The 18,374-nt window shown below is 72.3% G+C and carries 16 protein-coding genes; 9 read left to right on the top strand and 7 right to left on the bottom strand.

Annotated features, from left to right (window positions below; translation table 11 throughout):
• Positions 1–150 precede the first annotated feature (150 nt).
• Positions 151–1,377, top strand: coding sequence for a YhjD/YihY/BrkB family envelope integrity protein (locus ACFC8N_RS05150; RefSeq protein ID WP_376286563.1), 1,227 nt, complete (start codon positions 151–153; stop codon positions 1,375–1,377).
• Between the two features lie 81 nt (positions 1,378–1,458).
• On the opposite strand, the gene ACFC8N_RS05145 is transcribed toward ACFC8N_RS05150, so the two are convergent.
• Positions 1,459–2,322: an NmrA family transcriptional regulator gene (locus ACFC8N_RS05145; protein WP_376286561.1), complete on the bottom strand. Its 864-nt coding sequence runs from the start codon at positions 2,320–2,322 to the stop codon at positions 1,459–1,461.
• Between the two features lie 81 nt (positions 2,323–2,403).
• Between ACFC8N_RS05145 and ACFC8N_RS05140 the strand changes: the two genes are divergently transcribed.
• The 3 genes from ACFC8N_RS05140 to ACFC8N_RS05130 all read left to right on the top strand — a co-directional run bounded on the left by ACFC8N_RS05140 (position 2,404) and on the right by ACFC8N_RS05130 (position 5,180).
• Complete coding sequence (locus tag ACFC8N_RS05140; protein ID WP_376286558.1) at positions 2,404–3,360, top strand: AraC family transcriptional regulator; 957 nt, start codon at positions 2,404–2,406, stop codon at positions 3,358–3,360.
• 196 nt (positions 3,361–3,556) lie between these two features.
• Positions 3,557–4,369, top strand: a complete 813-nt coding sequence (locus ACFC8N_RS05135; RefSeq protein ID WP_376286555.1) for a VC0807 family protein — start codon at positions 3,557–3,559, stop codon at positions 4,367–4,369.
• Positions 4,370–4,493: 124 nt separating this feature from the next.
• On the top strand, positions 4,494–5,180 hold the full coding sequence (locus tag ACFC8N_RS05130) for a helix-turn-helix domain-containing protein (RefSeq protein WP_376286552.1): 687 nt from the start codon (positions 4,494–4,496) through the stop codon (positions 5,178–5,180).
• Here ACFC8N_RS05130 and ACFC8N_RS05125 read toward each other — a convergent pair.
• On the bottom strand, positions 5,163–5,564 hold the full coding sequence (locus tag ACFC8N_RS05125) for a VOC family protein (RefSeq protein ID WP_376286549.1): 402 nt from the start codon (positions 5,562–5,564) through the stop codon (positions 5,163–5,165). The two genes, ACFC8N_RS05130 and ACFC8N_RS05125, sit on opposite strands and share 18 nt — an antisense overlap.
• 310 nt (positions 5,565–5,874) lie before the next feature.
• Between ACFC8N_RS05125 and ACFC8N_RS05120 the strand changes: the two genes are divergently transcribed.
• On the top strand, positions 5,875–6,738 hold the full coding sequence (locus tag ACFC8N_RS05120) for an isocitrate lyase/PEP mutase family protein (protein ID WP_356021895.1): 864 nt from the start codon (positions 5,875–5,877) through the stop codon (positions 6,736–6,738).
• Positions 6,735–7,001 carry a hypothetical protein gene (locus ACFC8N_RS05115; RefSeq protein ID WP_362821175.1) on the top strand — a complete coding sequence of 89 codons (267 nt, stop codon included), beginning with the start codon at positions 6,735–6,737 and terminating at the stop codon, positions 6,999–7,001. The genes ACFC8N_RS05120 and ACFC8N_RS05115 overlap by 4 nt, the downstream gene beginning before the upstream one ends.
• A 90-nt stretch (positions 7,002–7,091) precedes the next feature.
• Here the strand turns inward: ACFC8N_RS05115 and ACFC8N_RS05110 are convergent, their stop codons facing one another.
• The 3 genes from ACFC8N_RS05110 to ACFC8N_RS05100 all read right to left on the bottom strand — a co-directional run bounded on the left by ACFC8N_RS05110 (position 7,092) and on the right by ACFC8N_RS05100 (position 9,320).
• A complete protein-coding gene (locus ACFC8N_RS05110; RefSeq protein WP_376286545.1) occupies positions 7,092–7,295 on the bottom strand; it encodes a hypothetical protein in 204 nt (67 codons plus the stop codon).
• 62 nt (positions 7,296–7,357) lie between these two features.
• Positions 7,358–8,416, bottom strand: coding sequence for a LacI family DNA-binding transcriptional regulator (locus tag ACFC8N_RS05105; protein ID WP_376286542.1), 1,059 nt, complete (start codon positions 8,414–8,416; stop codon positions 7,358–7,360).
• A gap of 748 nt (positions 8,417–9,164) precedes the next feature.
• The gene (locus ACFC8N_RS05100; RefSeq protein WP_376286539.1) at positions 9,165–9,320 is read right to left on the bottom strand and encodes a family 43 glycosylhydrolase; all 156 of its coding nucleotides are present in this window, start codon (positions 9,318–9,320) and stop codon (positions 9,165–9,167) included.
• 224 nt (positions 9,321–9,544) lie between these two features.
• On the opposite strand from ACFC8N_RS05100, the gene ACFC8N_RS05095 reads away from it, so the two are divergent.
• Positions 9,545–10,801 (top strand): alginate lyase family protein, encoded by a 1,257-nt coding sequence (locus ACFC8N_RS05095; RefSeq protein WP_376286537.1) that lies wholly within the window; start codon positions 9,545–9,547, stop codon positions 10,799–10,801.
• Positions 10,802–10,933: 132 nt separating this feature from the next.
• Positions 10,934–12,514, top strand: coding sequence for a carboxylesterase/lipase family protein (locus ACFC8N_RS05090; protein ID WP_376286534.1), 1,581 nt, complete (start codon positions 10,934–10,936; stop codon positions 12,512–12,514).
• Between the two features lie 164 nt (positions 12,515–12,678).
• On the opposite strand, the gene mmuM is transcribed toward ACFC8N_RS05090, so the two are convergent.
• Both mmuM and ACFC8N_RS05080 read right to left on the bottom strand, forming a co-directional pair.
• Positions 12,679–13,608 (bottom strand): homocysteine S-methyltransferase, encoded by a 930-nt coding sequence (gene mmuM, locus ACFC8N_RS05085; RefSeq protein WP_376286531.1) that lies wholly within the window; start codon positions 13,606–13,608, stop codon positions 12,679–12,681.
• Positions 13,609–13,989: 381 nt separating this feature from the next.
• Positions 13,990–16,641 carry a choice-of-anchor P family protein gene (locus tag ACFC8N_RS05080; RefSeq protein WP_376286528.1) on the bottom strand — a complete coding sequence of 884 codons (2,652 nt, stop codon included), beginning with the start codon at positions 16,639–16,641 and terminating at the stop codon, positions 13,990–13,992.
• Between the two features lie 646 nt (positions 16,642–17,287).
• Here ACFC8N_RS05080 and ACFC8N_RS05075 point away from each other — a divergent pair.
• Positions 17,288–18,373 carry a family 43 glycosylhydrolase gene (locus ACFC8N_RS05075; protein ID WP_376286525.1) on the top strand — a complete coding sequence of 362 codons (1,086 nt, stop codon included), beginning with the start codon at positions 17,288–17,290 and terminating at the stop codon, positions 18,371–18,373.
• Position 18,374: the final 1 nt, after the last annotated feature.

Here is an 18,374-nt window from a genome sequence, read left to right as displayed (position 1 = left end):
GCGAACCTATCCGGGACGGTGCTGGTGATGGCCTCCAGCGTGGCACAGCGGCCCGTACCGGGGGGACAGAAGCCGATCAACCGGGCCGGGGAGCGTGGTCGACCGGGCCGGAAGGTGAGGCCGGTCCGGTGCTGCGGATACCTTTGGGTCGTGCAGCCAGCAAGTGAACCCCCCACGCGGCCCGCCGGTCGCCTCCACCGGGCCAGAGCCCTCTACCGGAACGTCTCCAAGCGCAGGACCGCCTGGCTGCTGCTCAAGGACACCGTCAACTCCTGTGTGGAGTACCGCATCCTGGGCCTCGCGGCCGAGGCCGCGTTCTTCACGCTGCTGTCCGTGCCGCCCCTGCTGCTGTGCCTCATCGGACTGCTCGCCTACGTCGACACCTGGACCGGCGCCCACAGCATCCAGAGCCTGGAGACCAACATCCTCGACGCCTCGCGGACGGTCCTGTCCGACAAGGGCGTCAAGGACATCACCCAGCCGATACTGCACGACGTGATGAAGGGCGGCCGCCCCGACATCATCTCCATCGGCTTCGTGTTCGCCCTGTGGTCCGGCTCCCGCGCGGTGAACGTCTTCATCGACACCATCACCGTCATGTACGGCCTCGACGGAGTCCGGGGCATCGTCAAGACACGCATGATGTCGTTCCTGCTGTTCATCGTGGCGCTGCTGATCGGCTCGGTGGCACTGCCGTTGATGGTGGCGGGCCCGGACGCCGTGGTGCGGGTGGTGCCCTGGTCGGAGACGCTGGTGCAGGTCCTGTACTGGCCTGTCGTCATCCTCCTGTCCATCGCCTTCCTGACGACGCTGTACCACGTGTCCGTGCCGGTCCGCTCGCCGTGGATCGAGGACGTCCCCGGCGCGCTCGTCGCCCTGGCCATGTGGGTCCTCGGCAGTTTCCTGCTGCGCATCTACCTCGTGCACACCATCGAGGGCGCCACCATCTACGGCTCCCTCGCCGCGGCCGTCGCCGTCCTGTTGTGGATCGGCGTGTCGGCCTTCGCCGTCCTCGTCGGCGCGGCCGTGAACGCGGCGATCGACCGGGTCTGGCCCGCCGCCGCCACGGCCGCCGCCCGCGAGGCGAACGAACGGGTCCGCGAGGCCCAGGTCGCCGAGTACGTCGCCTGGGCGTCGGCGGCCCGCGAGACCGACCCCGACGACCCCGAGATGCCCTCCGAGTTCCCCGAACGCTGGTCGCGCTTCCTCCCCCCGGAGGACGTCACGGCCCGGCTGCGCACCCACGCCAAGAACCCGCACCACCACCATGCCCACAACGGGAGCGGGGAACCGCACAAGGGCCAGGGTCCGGGGAAGGATCAGGGTCCTCAGAGGCAGGGGCCGGGGCCGGGGAGCGCGCCGCCGCAGGGGCAGTGAGGAGCGCGCCGGAGAGCAGGCGGGCAGGGGCAGGCGGGCAGGCGGCGGGGCCGGGCGCGCGCGGCGGCCCTCCCGGTCCGCTCAGGGCTTCCACACGCCGTCCGCCGCGGCCTCCCGTACGACGTCACCGAAGTCCCGCGGCTCGCGCCCCAGCACCCGCCGTACGCCGTCGGACAGGTGGGCGTTGTGGCCGTCGAGCAGGGAGGCGAACAGCTCGACCAGGAACTCCACCTCCTCGGGCGGCAGCCCGAACGCGGCCATCCGCTCGCCGTAGTCGCGGGCCGACACCGCCTGGTACGCCAGTTCCCGGCCCGTCGCCGCCGCGATCTCCGCGACCGCCTCGCCGAAGCTCAGCAGCCGCGGCCCCGACACCTCCACCGTCCGTCCCACGTACCGCTCGCCGCCGGTGAGCGCCGCCACCGCGACGTCCGCGACGTCCCGCACGTCGACGAACGGCTCCCGCACCGCTCCGCCCGGAAACACCAGTTCCCCGGCCGCCCGTATCTCCTCGACGAGCGGCCCCTCGCTGAAGTTCTGCGCGAACCACGCGGCCCGTACGACCGTCCACTCGGCCCCGGACTCCGCGAGCGCCCGCTCCGTCGGCCGGGCCTGCTCCTCACCCCGCGCGGACAGCAGCACCAGCCGCCGTACGCCCAGCCGCACCGCCTCCCGCGCGAGCCCGCCGACCGCCTCGGGGGCGTCCGGCGCGCCGACGTCCAGCGGGTACACCAGATAAGCCGCGTCGGCGCCACGCAGCGCGGCCTCCCAGGTCGACCGGTTCTGCCAGTCGAAGCCACACGCGCGCGTGGCGGCACGGACCGTCAGGCCGGCCGCCCGTGCCGCCGCCGCGACCCGGCTCCCCGTACGGCCGGACGCCCCCGTCACGACGACCGTCGGCACCTTCGTGCGATCCGTGTGTTCCGCGTGTTCCGTGTTCTGGGTCATGCCCGCCAGTCAACTGCCGTGCCCCGCCAGGGAACATCGCCGATCCGCTCACTCCCATAAGCGGGCGTCTACGCTGCCTTCATGGACGCACTCGCAGGCCTGCTGGACGGCCCACGCGCGCGTGGCGCCTTCATGATCCGGGCGTGCTTCGACCCGCCGTGGGCCGTCCGCGTGGCGGACGAGGCACCGCTGACCGTGATGCTCATGGCACGCGGCACCTGCTGGATCACCCCGGACGCGGACGGCGTGCCGGTGCGGCTCGGCCCGGGAGACCTCGCGATCACGCGCGGCCCCGACCCGTACACCGCCGGCGACACGCCCGGCACCGCACCGCAGGCGCTCATCCTGCCCGGCGGCGAGTGCCGCTACCCCGATGGCACCTCCCTGAACGGCTCCATGGACCTCGGCGTCCGCACCTGGGGCGACCGCCCCGACGCAGCCACGGTCATGCTCATCGGCACCTACCTGATGCGCGGCGAGATCCACGGCCGTCTCCTCGACGCCCTGCCGCCCCTGCTGGCCCTGCCCGCCGACGTGTGGGACTGCCCGCTCACGCCCCTGCTCGCGGAGGAGATCGTCCGCGACGCGCCGGGCCAGGAGGTCGTCCTGGACCGGCTGCTGGACCTGCTGCTCATCAGCGCCCTGCGGGTCTGGTTCTCCCGCCCGGAGGCGGCTGCCCCCGCCTGGTACCGGGCGCTGGCCGATCCGGTCGTCGGCCGCGCGCTGCGCCTGCTCCAGGACGACCCCGCCCACCCGTGGACGGTGGCCGCGCTCGCCGCCGAGGCCGGGGTGTCCCGCGCGGCCCTCGCCCGCCGCTTCACCGACCTCGTGGGCGAACCCCCGATGGCCTACCTGACCGGCTGGCGGCTCGCCCTCGCCGCCGACCGCCTGCGCGACACCGACCTCACCCTGGACACGATCGCCCGCCAGATCGGCTACGGCAGCGCGTTCGCCCTCTCCGCCGCCTTCAAGCGCGTCTACGGCGTGAGCCCCCAGGAGCACCGGGCGGGGCGGGCGGCCGCGGCAGTGGGCGTCTGAGCGGCGCCGAGGGTCCTGTGAACCGAGGGCCCCTTAAGGGGCGCGGTCCTGGTGATCTCCACCCGCCTCTCCACCCCTGCTCCGATCCGCCCGGCACCGCCTCGGGCCTAGCGTTCTCCGCGGGTCGGCAACGGCATCCGGCCGGCGAGAAGGCGTAGGGGATGACGAGGCGCGGGACATGGCGGAGGTGCGGGACATGGCGGAGGCGACGCGGCACGCACGACGGCTGGAAACCGGCACAGCGGCGAACACAGCGCCGGGCACGGCGACCGAGGTGGTGACCGGGCCGAAGACCGTGACGCGGGCAGGGCCGCGGGCCGGTGGCACGGGCTACGGGCCGCTCCTCGGAACAGCCGTCGACATCGTGCTGCCGCTCGTGGTCTTCTACGCGGCCCGCGCTCTCGGTGCCGGCCAGGCACCGGCGCTGCTGCTCAGCGGAGCGCCTCCCGCGCTGCGTCTGCTGTACGGCGCGGTCCGGCATCGCCGGATCGACGGGGTGGACCTGTTCTTCACGGTGCTCTTGAGCGCCGCCGCGCTGGTGACCCTGCTCGGCGGCGGTCCCCGGGTCCTGCTGTTCAAGGACGCGGCGCTGTCCCTCGTGGTCGGCATCTGGGTGCTCGGCACCGGCTTCACCCGCAGGCCCCTCGCCTTCCAGCTGGGGCAGCGGCTGCACCGGGGGCCGACGGCCCGGGCGCGGGCCGGGTTCTGGCAGGGCTCCGCCGAGTTCCGCCGGGCCCTGCGCGTCCTCACCCTGGCCTGGGGCGCCGAGCAACTGCTCGACGGCTCCCTCGGCACCCTCGCCGCCGCCACGCTGCCCACGGACACGGTGCCCCTGCTCACCCGCGTCGCGTCCCTGTCCCTGCTGGCCCTGACGGCCGTGGCCACCGCCGCCTACGCGCGCCGATTCCGCACCCGTCACGGCCTCCCGTTGCTCGGCGCCCCCGGATCCGAAACCACCGGCATACGCACCCCGGCGGCGGCGCTCCCCGGGACCGGACGCCCGAGCTGACCTCCACCGCTCACCGCCGCCGCCGGAGCTTGCGCTCACCGTCGGATCCTGCGCCCACCGGCGGAGTATCGCCCCGGCCGCCCAGCACCGTGCCGGGCGCCGTGGACGACGTAGGCTGGCACGCGTGTACGCGGAGCGGGCCTCCCGGCTGACCGGCGCCGTCGTCTGGACGCACACCCCGAGCAGATCCAGGAACGGGGCGGTGCTCCCCGACGGCTGCATGGACCTGCTGTGGAGCGAGGGGCGGCTGCTGGTCGCGGGACCCGACACCCGCCCCTACGCCCCCGAGGGCCCGGGCCGTGCCTGGGCGGGCATCCGCTTCTTCCCCGGCACCGCGCCCACCCTCCTCGGCGTACCCGCGTACGAACTGCGCGACCTGCGCGTGGAGTTGGCGGATCTCTGGCCCGCCGCCCGGGTCCGCCGGCTGTGCGAGCGCATCGAGGCCGCGCCCGACCCGGCGACGGCGCTGGAGGAGATCGCCCTGGCCGCGGCCGCGCGGGCGCAGGCCCCCGACCCGTTGCTGCACCGGCTGGTGGAGCGCCTCGACGAGGGCCGACCGGTGTCCGCGACGGCCGCCGAACTCGGTCTCGCCGCCCGCACGCTGCACCGCCGCAGCCTGACCGCGTTCGGCTACGGGCCCAAGACCCTGGCCCGCATCCTGCGCCTGCAACGCGCGCTGGCGCTGGCCCGCTCCGGGCTGCCGTACGTCGAGACAGCGATCCGCGCGGGGTACGCGGACCAGCCTCATCTCGCCCGCGAGGTGCGGGAGTTGGCAGGCCGGCCGCTCGGGGAGCTACTCGGCGGCGGGTAGCGGGGCGAACAGGTCGACGCTGTTGCCGTCGGGGTCGTGCACGGTGGCGTACCGCTGCCCCCAGAAGGCGTCCCACGGCTTCAGTTCCCCGTGGTGTCCGGCGCCGACGAGGTCCTCGTACACGGCGTCGACCTCGGCGGGGGAGTCACAGCGGAAGGCGAGCCCCACGCGCCCGCCGCCCTGGGGCGGCCGCCAGCGGGAGTGGAAGGAGCGGACGGTCTCCTCGGTGTCCAGTGTGAGCGTCAGCCCGCCGGGCAACTCGGCCTCGACATGCGGCTGTTCCTCGGACCCGGGCGGGAAGACGAGCCCGAGGCGGCGGTAGAAGGCGAGCGAGGCGGCCAGGTCGGAGGCCACCAGCCCGATCACGGCGAATCGTGCAGTCATGAGCCCACCGTAGGAAGACACTGCCCGCCCGGTCTTGAAGAAATCGGCCACCCACACAGAAGACGAGCCATGCACCCACCAGCCTCCCGCCCCCGAGGCCACGGTCACCGGGTGCGTGCTTCAAGGAAGTTGGGCGGCTCCGCACCCCCGAGCAACGTTTCTGCGGTGAATCGACTCCACCATTGGGGTGAGTAAAGCTCGCGTACATGGAAGGTCATGTGAATATCTAGAGAAGCTTTGGTTTTAGTAAAGGGCGTCGAACGCGTAGCCCGATCGCTCCGCGTCACCCACCCACAGAAGGAGCCGGACCTTGACCTACGGAAACCAGCTGCGCGAGCGCATCGCCGGGCCCGGGACCACACCCCTGATCGGCGTGTACGACATGTACTCCGCGTCGATCGCGGCCAAGCACTACGACGGCATGTTCGTCTCGGGCTTCGGATTCGCGGCGTCGTACTACGGACTGCCGGACATCGGTTTCATCGCCTGGCCCGACATGGTGGCCTTCGTGCAGCGGCTGAGGGGCGCGTTCCCGCACCACCACCTGCTGGTGGACATCGACGACGGCTACGTCGACCCCGAGGTCGCCTGTCACGTGGTCGAGGGGCTGGAGCGCATCGGGGCCTCCGGGGTGATCCTGGAGGACCAGAAGCGGCCCCGCCGCTGCGGGCACGCCGACGGCAAGCAGGTGCTGCCGCTGGGGGAGTACCTGGAGAAGCTGAACAAGGTCCTGGAGGCCCGCAAGGACCTGGTCGTCGTCGCCCGGACGGACGCCACCGACGAGCACGACATCCTGCACCGTGCCGAGCGGCTGGCCGCCACCGACGCCGATGTCGTCCTCGTCGACGGGGTGCGCAGCGTCGAATGGATCCAGCGCATCCGCACGGTCGTGGGGGACAAGCCCCTGCTGTTCAACCAGATCGCCGGCGGCAAGTCGCCCCGCCTCTCCCTCGGCGAACTGACCGATCTCGGCGTGGACGTGGCGATCTACAGCACTCCGTGCCTGTTCGCGGCGCACGAGGCGGTGGACTGTGCACTCGGCGACCTGAAGGCGGCCGACGGCCGGCTGCCCGAGGTGGACCCCGCGAGCGGCATCGGCGTGAAGGCCTCCACCAGCCTGCTGGAGCGCAACATCGCTCCCGAGCGGCTCACCTCCGAGGGCGTGGGCGTGTGAGCGGTGCCGTGGCCCGGCTGGGGCGGGCGGTGGTCCTCGCCGCCGCGACGGCCGCCGTCGGCGCGGCGCCCGCGGCCGCGTCCGACAGCCTGATCACCGTGATCGACAACTCCCGTGCCGACTCCTGGCTGGAGGTCGACCGTACGGCGAACGTCCAGACCGGCAGGGGCACGGCCGGCAGCGACCACGACGGCAGCGCCGTGGACGCGATCGAGGCCCTGGTCGGCGGCAGAAGCGACCACCGGGAGGTCTGGCAGAACTGAGCCACCGGGAGCCGCCCGGCCGCCACCGTGGCGCGGCCCCGCTGCTCGCCGGGGCCGGGCCGGCCCGGTGCTTGGCGGGCACCGGCCGGTTCAGTCCTCACCGAGGCCGGGGCGGCCGTTCTCGGCGCGTTCGATGTCCTCCTTCGGATCGTGCTCGTCGCCGGGCGTGGCGACGGCGGCGCGGTGCTGTCCGGGGGCGAGCGTCCGGCAGGCGGCGTGGGCCGTGCCGTAGACGGCGGCGAGGGCCACGGCGGGCAGCGCGAGGAAGGCCACGGTGCGCAGGGTGAGGTTCATGCCGGAGAAACGATCTCGACTGCGGCGCGGTCACCGGCCTGTGCCCGAACAGGCGTGCTGTGTCACGGAGTTGACCGCGTGTCGGGCGGCGCGGCCGTGCTGCCGCGCCGGACCAGCCGGGTGGACAACTCGGTGCGGGTGCCCTCCGGGCGCTCGCCGTGCATCATCCGCACCAGCAGCCGCAGCGCCATCGCCGCCATCTCGCCGACCGGCTGGCGCACGGTGGTCAGGCCCGGGGCGACCCAGCGGGCCTCGGGCAGGTCGTCGAAGCCCACGACGCTCATGTCGTCCGGCACCCGCACCCCCCGTTCCGCGAGCGCGGCGAACACCCCGAGGGCCATCCGGTCCGAGCACACGAACACCGCGGTCGGCGGTTCGGGCAGGTCCAGCAGCTCGTGCGTGCGCAGCCGGGCGGTGGCCTCGTCGTATCCGGCGTGCCGCACGTACTCGGCGCGGTGCCGCACCCCGGCCGAAGCGAGCGCGGAACGGTATCCGGCCACCCGTGTGCCGGTGCCCGTCGTGCGCCGCTGGCCGGCGATCACGGCGATCCGCCGGTGGCCCAGCGCGAGCAGATGCTCGGTCGCGCTCACCCCGCCCTGCCAGTTGGCCGCCCCGACCGACACCACCCCGGCCGGCGGCTCGTGCGCGGGGTCGATCAGCACATAGGGGATGCGATGGTGGTCCAGCCAGGCGTACTGCGACGGGGACAGCTCGGCCAGGTTGAACAGCACGCCCGAGGAGCCGCGAGCGGTCAGCTTGTCCAGCCAGCCGTGCTCGCGCCGGTTGCCCCGGGTGCGGTTCGCGCCGGCCGAGACCACCACCTCCAGGCCCGCCTCGTGCGCCGCCGCCTCCACGCCGTGCAGTACGGCGCCCGACCAGGAACTGTCCAGCGAGTGCACCACCAGGTCGACCAAACCCGGTGCCTTCGTCGCGTCGAAGCGGGGGCGGCGCACATAGCCGAGCCGGTCCAGCGCCTCGGTGACCCGGCGGCGGGTCTCCGGCGCCACGTCCTCACGACCGTTGACCACCTTCGACGCGGTGGGCACCGAGACCCCCGCCTCGCGCGCGACCACCGCCAGCGTCGGCCCGGCCGCCACGCTCGCACTCCCCGCACGGACCACAGGAAACCGCCTCTCCGGCCCGCCTTCGGGCCCCGAAAGTTGCGACCAACGCTGCTTGCGCGGCCTGCCCACCGACCGTGCAGAAAGCGCTTCCTACGATAGATGTGCGTCAACACGGCGTGAAGACGCGGGAATTCACGGGATGGCAGCAGTCAACACTTTCGAAACTCCGAACATCGTCGTGGCGCGATGCCGGAACGGCCGAGGAAAGCTCACTCGCTGCGGAGTGCTGGTCGAGCCGGAAGCCGGTGAAGTCCGCCGCGAGGGAGGCGTCCACGAGGTTCACCGTGTGGATCGCGGCCATGGCACCGGTGAAGTGCAGCCGGGAGCCGTGGTCGTGAGAGCCGGGTGAGGTCCGGCGGTGGGCCGACCGGGCGGCCGGTGCCGAGCGCGGCGTACCGGAACCGGGCCTCGCCGCGCTCGGCGCCCACCCCCAGGGTGAGCGGCGCACCGGCCTCGACGTCGACCACCGCCGCCCGGTGCGCCTCGTCCTCGTCGTGGAAGAGGGCCGGGCGAAACCGTGGGACGGGACCCGGCGCGGGGCAGTCCACGCTCCGGCGACGTCCCCGGGCCGTGCTGACGTACGTGCCCAGGTCGAAGTACGGCGTGCCGACCGGACGCACCACCGCGTACGTCACCCAGAACCGTGCGCTGTCCCGGCTCGGCGAGGTGCCCGGATCCCGCCCGAGTCCGGCCCCCCGGCCGGCGAGACGCCCGGGGCCGCACCCTCGACGTGGCCCGCCTACGCTCAGTGGGCCACGTCGAGGGAGCGGTGGAGCGGGATCGTAGGGAACCGCTCGAAGGAGCCGGTCGCCGGGTAGTACCCGTCGCCGACGCGGGCCGGGGAGGGGTCCGGGGCGAAGCCGCAGATCACCAGAGTTGTCAACTCGCCGACATATTGCATCACTTGATGGCACCCAGGGTCACCCCGGTGCGCCCGTAGCGGCGCATCGCGACCATCCTGGACCCCGCCTCGCCGCAGGCGGCATCCTCGGCTTCGGTGACGCCCCCTACCACGTGGGCCTCGTGGTCTGCTCCCGCTATCCCCTGGCCCCCAGCACCAGCACATTCGACGAGGTGACCATCACTCCCCAGGAATAGGCCAGCACCCGATTGGAGCCGCCAGCGATGAGCCGCACTTCCCCCCACCACCAACAACCCCCACAACAAGGCGAGTTGAGCCGCCGCAGCCTGCTGAGGACCGCCGGCGGACTCACCGCCGGCCTCGCCCTCGGCACCGCCGTCACCGCCACCACCGCCGACGCGGCCCCGGCGACCTTCACCCACCCCGGCATGCTCCACAACGCCGGCGACATCAACCGCGCCAAGGTCAGGGTCGCCGCGGGCACCGACCCCTGGCTGTCCGGCTGGAAAAAACTGACCGCCAACCCCCACTCCGCCTCCACCTGGACCCCCAACCCCCGGGCCACGATCATCCGCGGCGGCACCGGCGAGAACTACGGCATCCTCTACAACGACATCGCCGCCGCCTACCAGAACGCCCTGCGCTGGAAGGTCGGCGGCACCGAGGCCAACGCCGCATGCGCCGCCAGGATCCTCAACGCCTGGTCGTCCACCCTGACCACCCTCACCGGCAACGCCGACCGCTTCCTCGCCGCCGGCATCTACGGCTGGGAGTTCGCCAACGCCGCCGAACTCATGCGGGACTACACCCCGTTCGACCTCGCCGCCTTCCAGGAGATGATGGCGAACGTCTTCCACCCGCTCAACAACCAGTTCCTCACCGGACACAACGACGCCTGCATCACCAACTACTGGGCCAACTGGGACCTGTGCACCATGGCCTCCATCCTGGCCATCGGCATCCTCAACGACGACACCACCACCTACGACCAGGCCGTCACCTACTTCAAATCCGGCGCGGGCAACGGCTCCATCGAGCACGCGGTGCCGTACCTCTACACCGACAGCGACGGCTACGCCCTCGGCCAGTGGCAGGAGTCCGGCCGCGACCAGGGCCACACCGTCATGGGCATGGGCCAGATGGGCGCCGTCTGCGAAATGGCCTGGAACCAGGGCGACGACCTCTACTCCTACGACGACCGCCGCTTCATGAAAGCCGCCCAGTACGTCGCCAAGTACAACACCGGCCAGGACGTCCCCTACACCACCTACACCTGGGGCAGCGGCCAGAACTGCGCCCAGCAGTCGCAGACCGTCATCGGCTCCGGCTCCCGCGGCCAGCTCCGCCCCGTCTGGGCGATGCTCCACTTCCACTACAACCGCCGCCTGCACCTCGACGACAAGTACATCTCGGCCATGTACGACGACCTCGTCGCCCCCGAGGGCGGCGGCGGGGACTACGGCTCCACCAGCGGCGGCTACGACCAGCTCGGTTTCGGCACCCTGATGTACGCCAAGTAACATACGCATCACTCACCGTACCCGGATCGCCCGAACGGCCCTCCCACGCGCCCGTGCACCGGAATACCGGACGCGCCTGTGGTGCTCTGTTGTTGCACGGTGCACGAGTGCACGGCGAAGGGCTGGTGGGCGATGACGGCAGACCGGACGAACCCCGAGGTCAGGACGGCGTACGGAACCGTACGCGGCCGGTACGAACACGGCGTCGCCGTGTTCCGCGGCATCCCGTACGCCGCCCCGCCCTTCGGCCCCCGACGGTTCCGCCCAGCCGAGCCGCCCGAACCCTGGGACGGCATACGCGACGCCGGCGCCTTCGGACCCACCGCGCCGAAACCGCCGTACTCCGAGGCCTTCGCCCAGTACCTGTCCGACCCCGAGATCCCCGGCGACGACTGCCTCAACCTCAACGTCTGGACCCCCGACCCGGACCCCGGCGCCCGCCTCCCCGTCCTCGTCTGGCTCCACGGCGGCGCCCTGACCAGAGGATCCTCCGCCGTACCCGTCTACGGCGGCACCGCATTCGCCCGCGACGGCGTCGTCTGCGTCTCCGTCAACTACCGCCTGGGCGTGGAAGGTTACGGCCTCTTCCCCGACACACCCCCCAACCCCGGCCTGCGCGACCAACTCGCCGCACTGCGCTGGGTCCACGACACCATCGGCGCCTTCGGCGGCGACCCGGACCGCATCACCCTGTGCGGCCAGTCGGCGGGCGCCATCAGCGCCGGCGCCCTGCTCGCCGCCCCCCAGAGCCAGGGCCTCGTCCGGCGGGCGGTCCTGCAGAGCGGCCCGCCCGAAGTCCTCGACCGCGACAAGGTACGGCGCATGGTGCGCCGCATGGCCAACCGGCTGAATATCCCCGCCACCGCCGAAGCCTTCGCCGCCGTCGACCGCGATCTACTGCTGCGCACCCAGGCCGAGGTCGGCAGGCTCAGCAGCCCGGTCCTCGGCGGACCCGCCTTCGGGATCGTGGTGGACGGCGACCTCGTACCCCGCGACCCGCTGGAAGCGCTCGTCGACGGCGACGCGGCCAGCGGCGTCGACCTCCTCATGGGGTGGACACGCGACGAGTACCGGCTCTGGCTCGTCCCCGGCGGCCTGCTGGAACGGGTCGACCGCCTCGGCCCCGTCGCCCTCGCCGGCGCCATGGCCCGCTGCCACGCCGGCCACGAGGTGCCCCGCGGCTACCGCGCCCTGAACCCCGACGCCGGCACCGCCGAGATCGTCGGCCAGATGGTCACCGACCACCTGCTGCGCGTCCCACTGCACCGCCTCGCCGACGCCCGCCCCGGCACCTGTCACCTCTACGAGTTCGCCTGGCCCTCCGGCCTCCCCGGCCTCGGCGCCTGCCACGCCCTGGAACTGGGCTTCGTCTTCGACACCGGCGCCGCCCCCGAATCCAGAAAACTGGCCGGAGAAGGCGCCCCGCCGGACCTGTGCACGGAGATGCACACGGCCTGGGTACGCTTCGCGACGACGGGCGACCCGGGCTGGCAGGCCTGGGACACGTCCCACCCGGTGCGGATCTTCGGCGACGGTGGACCGTATACCGCATACGGTCCACGGGATACGGAAGTCGCCCTCTGGTCGACCGCCCCCGCCCTGGCACCCGCTGCCCCGGAACCCGGCCCCACCTCGGAGATCCGGGCCCCCGGCGCCGAATGGGCGGCGGCGGTACGACGATTGAGACGCTCGGTGGGGGCGCGGCGGCGGTGATTGCCGGCGGTCGACGGTCGACAATCTGCGGTCGCCGGTGGATTGTCCACAGTCGTCGGTGGCCGAGTCGATCGTCTGCTGTCGACTGTCGACTGTCGACCGACGACCGACGACAGTCCACGGTCGTCAGGTGATTGTTGCAACGCCGCCAGGTCGTCGGGCCGCTAGGCCGAGGCCAACGCCTGTCGGATCGACGCGATCGCCTCCGGCCCCACCCGGCAGCACCCCCCGATGAGCCGTGCACCCGCGTCCCGCCACGCCTTCACCTGCTCGGCGGCGAACCTCGACCGTCCCGTCCAGGCCCGCGCCTCCGCGTCCCAGGCCTCCCCGCTGTTGGGGTAGACCACGACCGGCTTGCCGGTGACCCGGGCCGCGATCTCCGTCGCGGGCTCGACGTCCTGCGGGGCGCAGCAGTTCACGCCCACCGCGATCACCTCGTCCACCTCCGCGGCCAGGGCGAACGCCTCCTCCAGGGGCTGCCCGGCACGCGTGTGCGTACCGTCGACCGTATACGAGAGCCAGGCCGGCACCCCCAGCCCGCGCACCGCCCGGAGCAGCGCGGCGCCCTCGTCGGCGTCGGGAACGGTCTCCAGCGCGAAGACGTCCGGCCCGGCGCCGGCCAGTACCTCCATGCGCGGCCGGTGAAAGCGCTCCAGCTCGTCCACGCTCAGCCCGTACCGGCCCCGGTACTCGGCGCCGTCCGCGAGCATCGCCCCGTACGGCCCGACCGAGGCCGCCACCCACAGCGGCCGCGCCACGCCCGCATCCCCGGCCCGCCGGGCGGCGGTACGGGCCAGGTCCACGCTCCGCGCGAGGAGTCGCGCCGCCTCGTCGTGGCCGATGCCGCGCCGGGCGAAACCCTCGAAGGTGGCCTGGTAGCTGGCGGTGATCGCGACGTCCGCGCCCGCCAGGAAGTAGGCGAGATGCGCCTCGGCCACCGCGTCCGGGCGTTCCGCCAGCAGCCGCGCCGACCACAGCTCGTCGCTCAGGTCGTGCCCGGCCGACTCCAACTGGTTGGACATGCCGCCGTCGAGCACGACCGTCCCGGCGGCGAGGGCGTCGGCGAGGCTGGGGGAGGTGTTGCTGCTGGTCATGACATGACGCTAGTCGAAGCGGAGCCGTGCCGGGCAGCCATGTCCAGTAGGTGAGCGCCTCTCGTCCCGGTCACGCTCCGTCTCCTCGGCACGCCCTGCCCGGAACCGCCATGACCGTCCCCGACCACTCCTCGCGGCCGAGCCGTGCACCGACTGTTCGGCGGGAGCAGGCGACCGCGAAGCACATGGCCGGTGCCGCGTGCGTGCCCGACGGCCGACGGCTCCTGCCGGATCCGGCCTCGGAAGATGACGGTCTACGGGACGATCACCTCACCGGACGCTCTGCCGCCGTGCTGGAACATCCGCCTCGGACCGCCCGCGGCGGAGCGGGGCCGGGGGTACGGCACGCGTGTGCCGTACCCCGGCCCCGGTCGAACGGATTCAGGCGCAGTTGTGTGCGCCGCTGGTGCTGGATGCGACGACGACGTCGGCCAGGCCGCCGAGGGCGACGAGGTGTACGGCGTTGACGGTCAGGCCGTGGTCCGCGCCGGGTGCCGGCACCTGCTCGTTGATGATCAGTTCGGCTCCGCCGGCCAGCTTGATCACGCTGTTCGGTGCGGTCGGCACGGTGACCGGCACGCCGGCGACGGTCAGCTTCATCGTGGCGCCGCCGTGCGATCCCGTGCACGTGCTGACCGACGTCGAGGTGACGCCGCTCAGTCCGATCAGCGGCAGGCCCGGCAGCCCGATCGTGGTCTGCTGCAGCGACGCGGTCGTCGTGACCGTGCCCGGTTTCCAGGTGGTGCTCCCGTCGGCGCACAGCGCGGCCGCGTTGATCAGCAGGGTGTGGACCGTCGCGGTGCACGGGGTGGTGGTCCTGCTCGGCTGCGCGGTGCGGATCGCACCGGTGTCCGGCGTCGGTGGGACGTTCAACGACAGGAGCAGCGCGTTGACCTGCGCGGACAGGCCGAACGCCCGCCCGGTGAAGTACTCCAGCCGGGCCGTGGCGGGGCCGGTGGACGTGCGGTAGAACGGGTCGCCGGCGAACGTCGCGGTGACCGGCAGGGTCGCGGTGTCGTTGAGTGGCTGGTTGAGTGTCGGGACGGTGCAGGACACGGTGCCGGATCCGTCGGTGGTGCCGGCACAGCTCTGCTGCGCGGCGCCGCTGCCGACGACGATGGTCACCGGGCGGCCGGCGACAGGCTCCGCGCCGTCCTCCCGCAGGACGCCGGACAGCGTTGCCGGCCCGCCGTCGGCGAGATGGTTCGGCCCGGTGTAGGTGAGGGCGGTCTCCTCGCGCGTGATGGTGAACGCCGTGGTCGCGTGGCTCGGCAGCGTCCGGTCGTCGCCTGCGTAGCGGGCGGTCAGTGTGGTCGGGCCCGCCGCCTGGCCGGGGGTGAGCCGGCAGTTCGCCGAGCCGTTGGCGTCGGTGGTCGCCGAGCAGGTCCGGCCGGGGCCGCCGTCGCCGAGCGCGAACGAGACGGTCGCGCCGGTGATGGGCTTCCCGCCGCCGGTCAGGCCGGCGGACGCGGTGAAGGCGTCGTGATAGTCCGCGGTCCTCGCGCCCGTGTACGTCAGCACGGACGGCTCCGGGCCGCTCGGCACGGTGAAGCCGATCTTCGCCGAAGTGCCGGTCTCCCCGGCGCCGTTGGTCCCGTCGGCCCAGATCTGGTGCGTCACACCTGGGGTCAGAAGGTTCGCCGGCACCGTCCAGGAGGCCACCTCGGCGCTGCTGCCCGTGTGCTTCACCGGGTCGAGGGTCCAGGCGTACCCGGGTGACGTCGACCCCGAAGGCGGTCCGCCGAGGCTGCCCTCGCCGGCACCGTCGGTTCCGGCGATCACGGTGCCGTCGATGTAGTAGTGCTCGTGAGACAGGTTCTCCTTCCCGTCGGCGGTGTTGTTGTCGACGCTGGCGGTCAGCGTGACCGGGCCGGTCAGGGCCTGGCCGTTGCTGATGCCGTGCACGGTCAGCGACGGCGCCGTTGATGGCGGGGGTGTGCCACCCGCCGGGTCGTGGAGCCAGCTGACGCCGACCATGTGGGGGAACGGGTGGACGACGCCGTTGGAGACGACGATGGTGTTGCTGCCTCCGGGGTTGAAGTTCTCGTCCATCACCTTGAGTGTCGCGGAGTGGCTGCTGTCGTAGGCGGCCGAGACGACGATGCCGACGTGGCCGTCGCCGTTGTACGCGGAGACGTCGCCGGAGCTGATGACGTCGCCCACCTGGGGCAGTTCGGCGGCGGTGTAGGGCTTTCCGTGCCCGTACATGACGAGCTTCTTGCCGCTGGCCCGGTCGGTGAGGCCGTCGTAGGCGTTGGCGAAGTTGTAGCCGTGCCCGACGAGCTGGGGTGGGACACCCCAAGCCTGATAGGCGTAGCGGGTGGCGAGTTCCACGCACTGGAACTCCTCGACCGGTGCGCTGCTGCCTCCGAAGTACGTCGTGTACTCGGTCCCGTGCGACCTGCCGCCGCTGAAGTTGCCGCAGGACTCCAGCCCCTCCCAGGAGTTCTGCATCTTCTCGCCGGGGGCGTGGTTGGCGTCGCAGTCGCCGCTCCACCAGGACGGCGTGGAACCGATGCCGGGAACCCCGGCGTTCGCCGTCTCGGGCGCGGCCGTGTGCGTGGTCGTGTGGGCGCTCGTCCGGGCGGTGGTGTGCGCGCTCGCGTGCGCCGCGGGGTGTGCCGCCGTGGAGAAGGTGGTGGACAACGTGGAGGACATCGTGGTGGGGGCGTCGGGGTCGGGCGAGGAGATGACCAGGTCGTGCGCGAAGGTCGAAGCGTTCGCGTAACGGTGGTCCTTCTCGGCCCGGATCACCCACAGCCGGTTGCCTGCCGCGAGCACCCAGGTGTACCGGTCGATCGCGGAGGGGCCGGACCGGTCCAGTGACACGCGCGGCCGCGTGTATGTGCCGGTCGCCTTCTGTCCGAAGGCGGAGACGCTTGCGGTCCTGTGCGGGACTCCGCCCTGCGCCACGGCCAACTGCTGCTGCCAGTGGGCCGCTTCGGCGGCCGAGGCCGCACCGAGGCCGGGGTTGCCCGGCAGGGTCCTGCCGAACGGGACGGTGGTGATGGCGACGTTCGTGAAGGGGGTCATGGTGGTGGCCGAGGCACTCTGGGACGGGTCCCCCGGGGCGCTCACGGCGAACGGTACCGCCGGAAGGTCCCTGGAGGAGACCCGCAGTCGGACCCCGTCGAGGCGAAAACCCTTCGCGGTGGCGGCGGTACCCGCGGCGGGAGCAGCGGCATGACCGGGGGGTGCCGTTGCCATGGTCGTTGCTGTCGTCGTTGCCGACGCGGCCTGGTTCGGCGAACCGGCCAGGGCGATCACGGTCGCGGCGAGCGCGACCCCAAGTCTCGTGACGCGGGGCGTCCTCACTGATGTCCTCACGGCTTCTCTTCTCTTGTCAGCGACAGGGTGTCCGCGTCGGACTGCAGGGTGCTGCCGCCGTCCCCCTGGAGACAGGTGTGGACGTTCAGACTGTCCGCCTGTACATCCGGCGCAAGGCGGACCAGAACCTATGACGGCTGCGGGCCACGCGAAGGACCTGTTTGCACGGTGAAGCGGTCCTTCCGGTGCCGAACTGCACAGCGGCCCAACTCCGGTACCGGGTAAGGGGATCGGTGTTCGCCTTCCTCACGCCGGACCCATTGACCCCACAGGGGCTCGCCCTTACCTTTTCGGCGTTCGGTATCACAGATGTTGTACGAAATACCAGACAGTGCTTACGGAGGCAGTCCGCATGAGCCGTGACCACGCCCGGCCCGAAGTCCCCAGCCGCAGACTGATGCTGAAGGGTGCCGCGCTGGCCACGGGCGCCCTCGCCACCATGACCGGCACGGCCCACGCGGCCCCCGCCCATGCCGCCGGGAGGACGGCCCCCTACCTGAACCCCCTGGTCCGCCGACGCGCCGACCCGCACATCACCCGGCACACCGACGGCCACTACTACTTCACGGCCACCGTCCCCGAGTACGACCGCATCGTCCTGCGCCGCTCCCGCACCCTGAACGGCCTCGCCACCGCCGCCGAGTCCGTGATCTGGCGGGCCCACGCCACCGGCCCCATGGGTGCGCACATCTGGGCCCCCGAGCTGCACCGCATCGGCGGCAAGTGGTACATCTACTTCGCCTCGGCCCCCGCCGAGGACGTGTGGGCGATCCGCATCTGGGTGCTGGAGAACGCCAACCACGATCCGTTCACGGGGACATGGACCGAGCGAGGCCAGATCCGCACCGCCTGGGAGACGTTCTCCCTCGACGCCACCACCTTCAAGCACCGCGGCACCCGCTACCTGGTCTGGGCGCAGCACGAGCCCGGCATGGACAACAACACCGCCCTGTGGATCTCGCAGATGGACACCCCATGGACCCTCACCGGGCGTCAAGTGCGCCTGTCCACACCGGAGTTCGACTGGGAGTGCGTCGGCTACAAGGTCAACGAGGGCCCGTACGTCCTCCAGCGCAACGGCCGCATCTTCCTCACCTACTCGGCCAGTGCCACCGACCACCACTACTGCATGGGCATGCTCACGGCCGACGCCGGCAGCGACCCGATGGACGCCCGCAGCTGGACCAAGTCGCCCGTACCGGTCTTCTCCAGCGACGACACCACCCACCAGTACGGCCCCGGCCACAACTGCTTCACCGTCGCCGAGGACGGCCGCAGCGACGTGCTGATCTACCACGCCCGCCCGTACAAGGAGATCACCGGCGACCCCCTGAACGACCCCAACCGGCACACCCGGATCCAGAAGCTCGGCTGGAAAGCCGACGGCACCCCGGACTTCGGCGTACCCGTCGCCGACACCGTGAAGGAGGGTGTGTGAG

The sequence above is a fragment of the Streptomyces sp. NPDC055966 genome (genome assembly GCF_042269865.1).
GTDB lineage: Bacteria > Actinomycetota > Actinomycetes > Streptomycetales > Streptomycetaceae > Streptomyces.
This window is presented reverse-complemented; position numbering and strand designations above follow the sequence as displayed.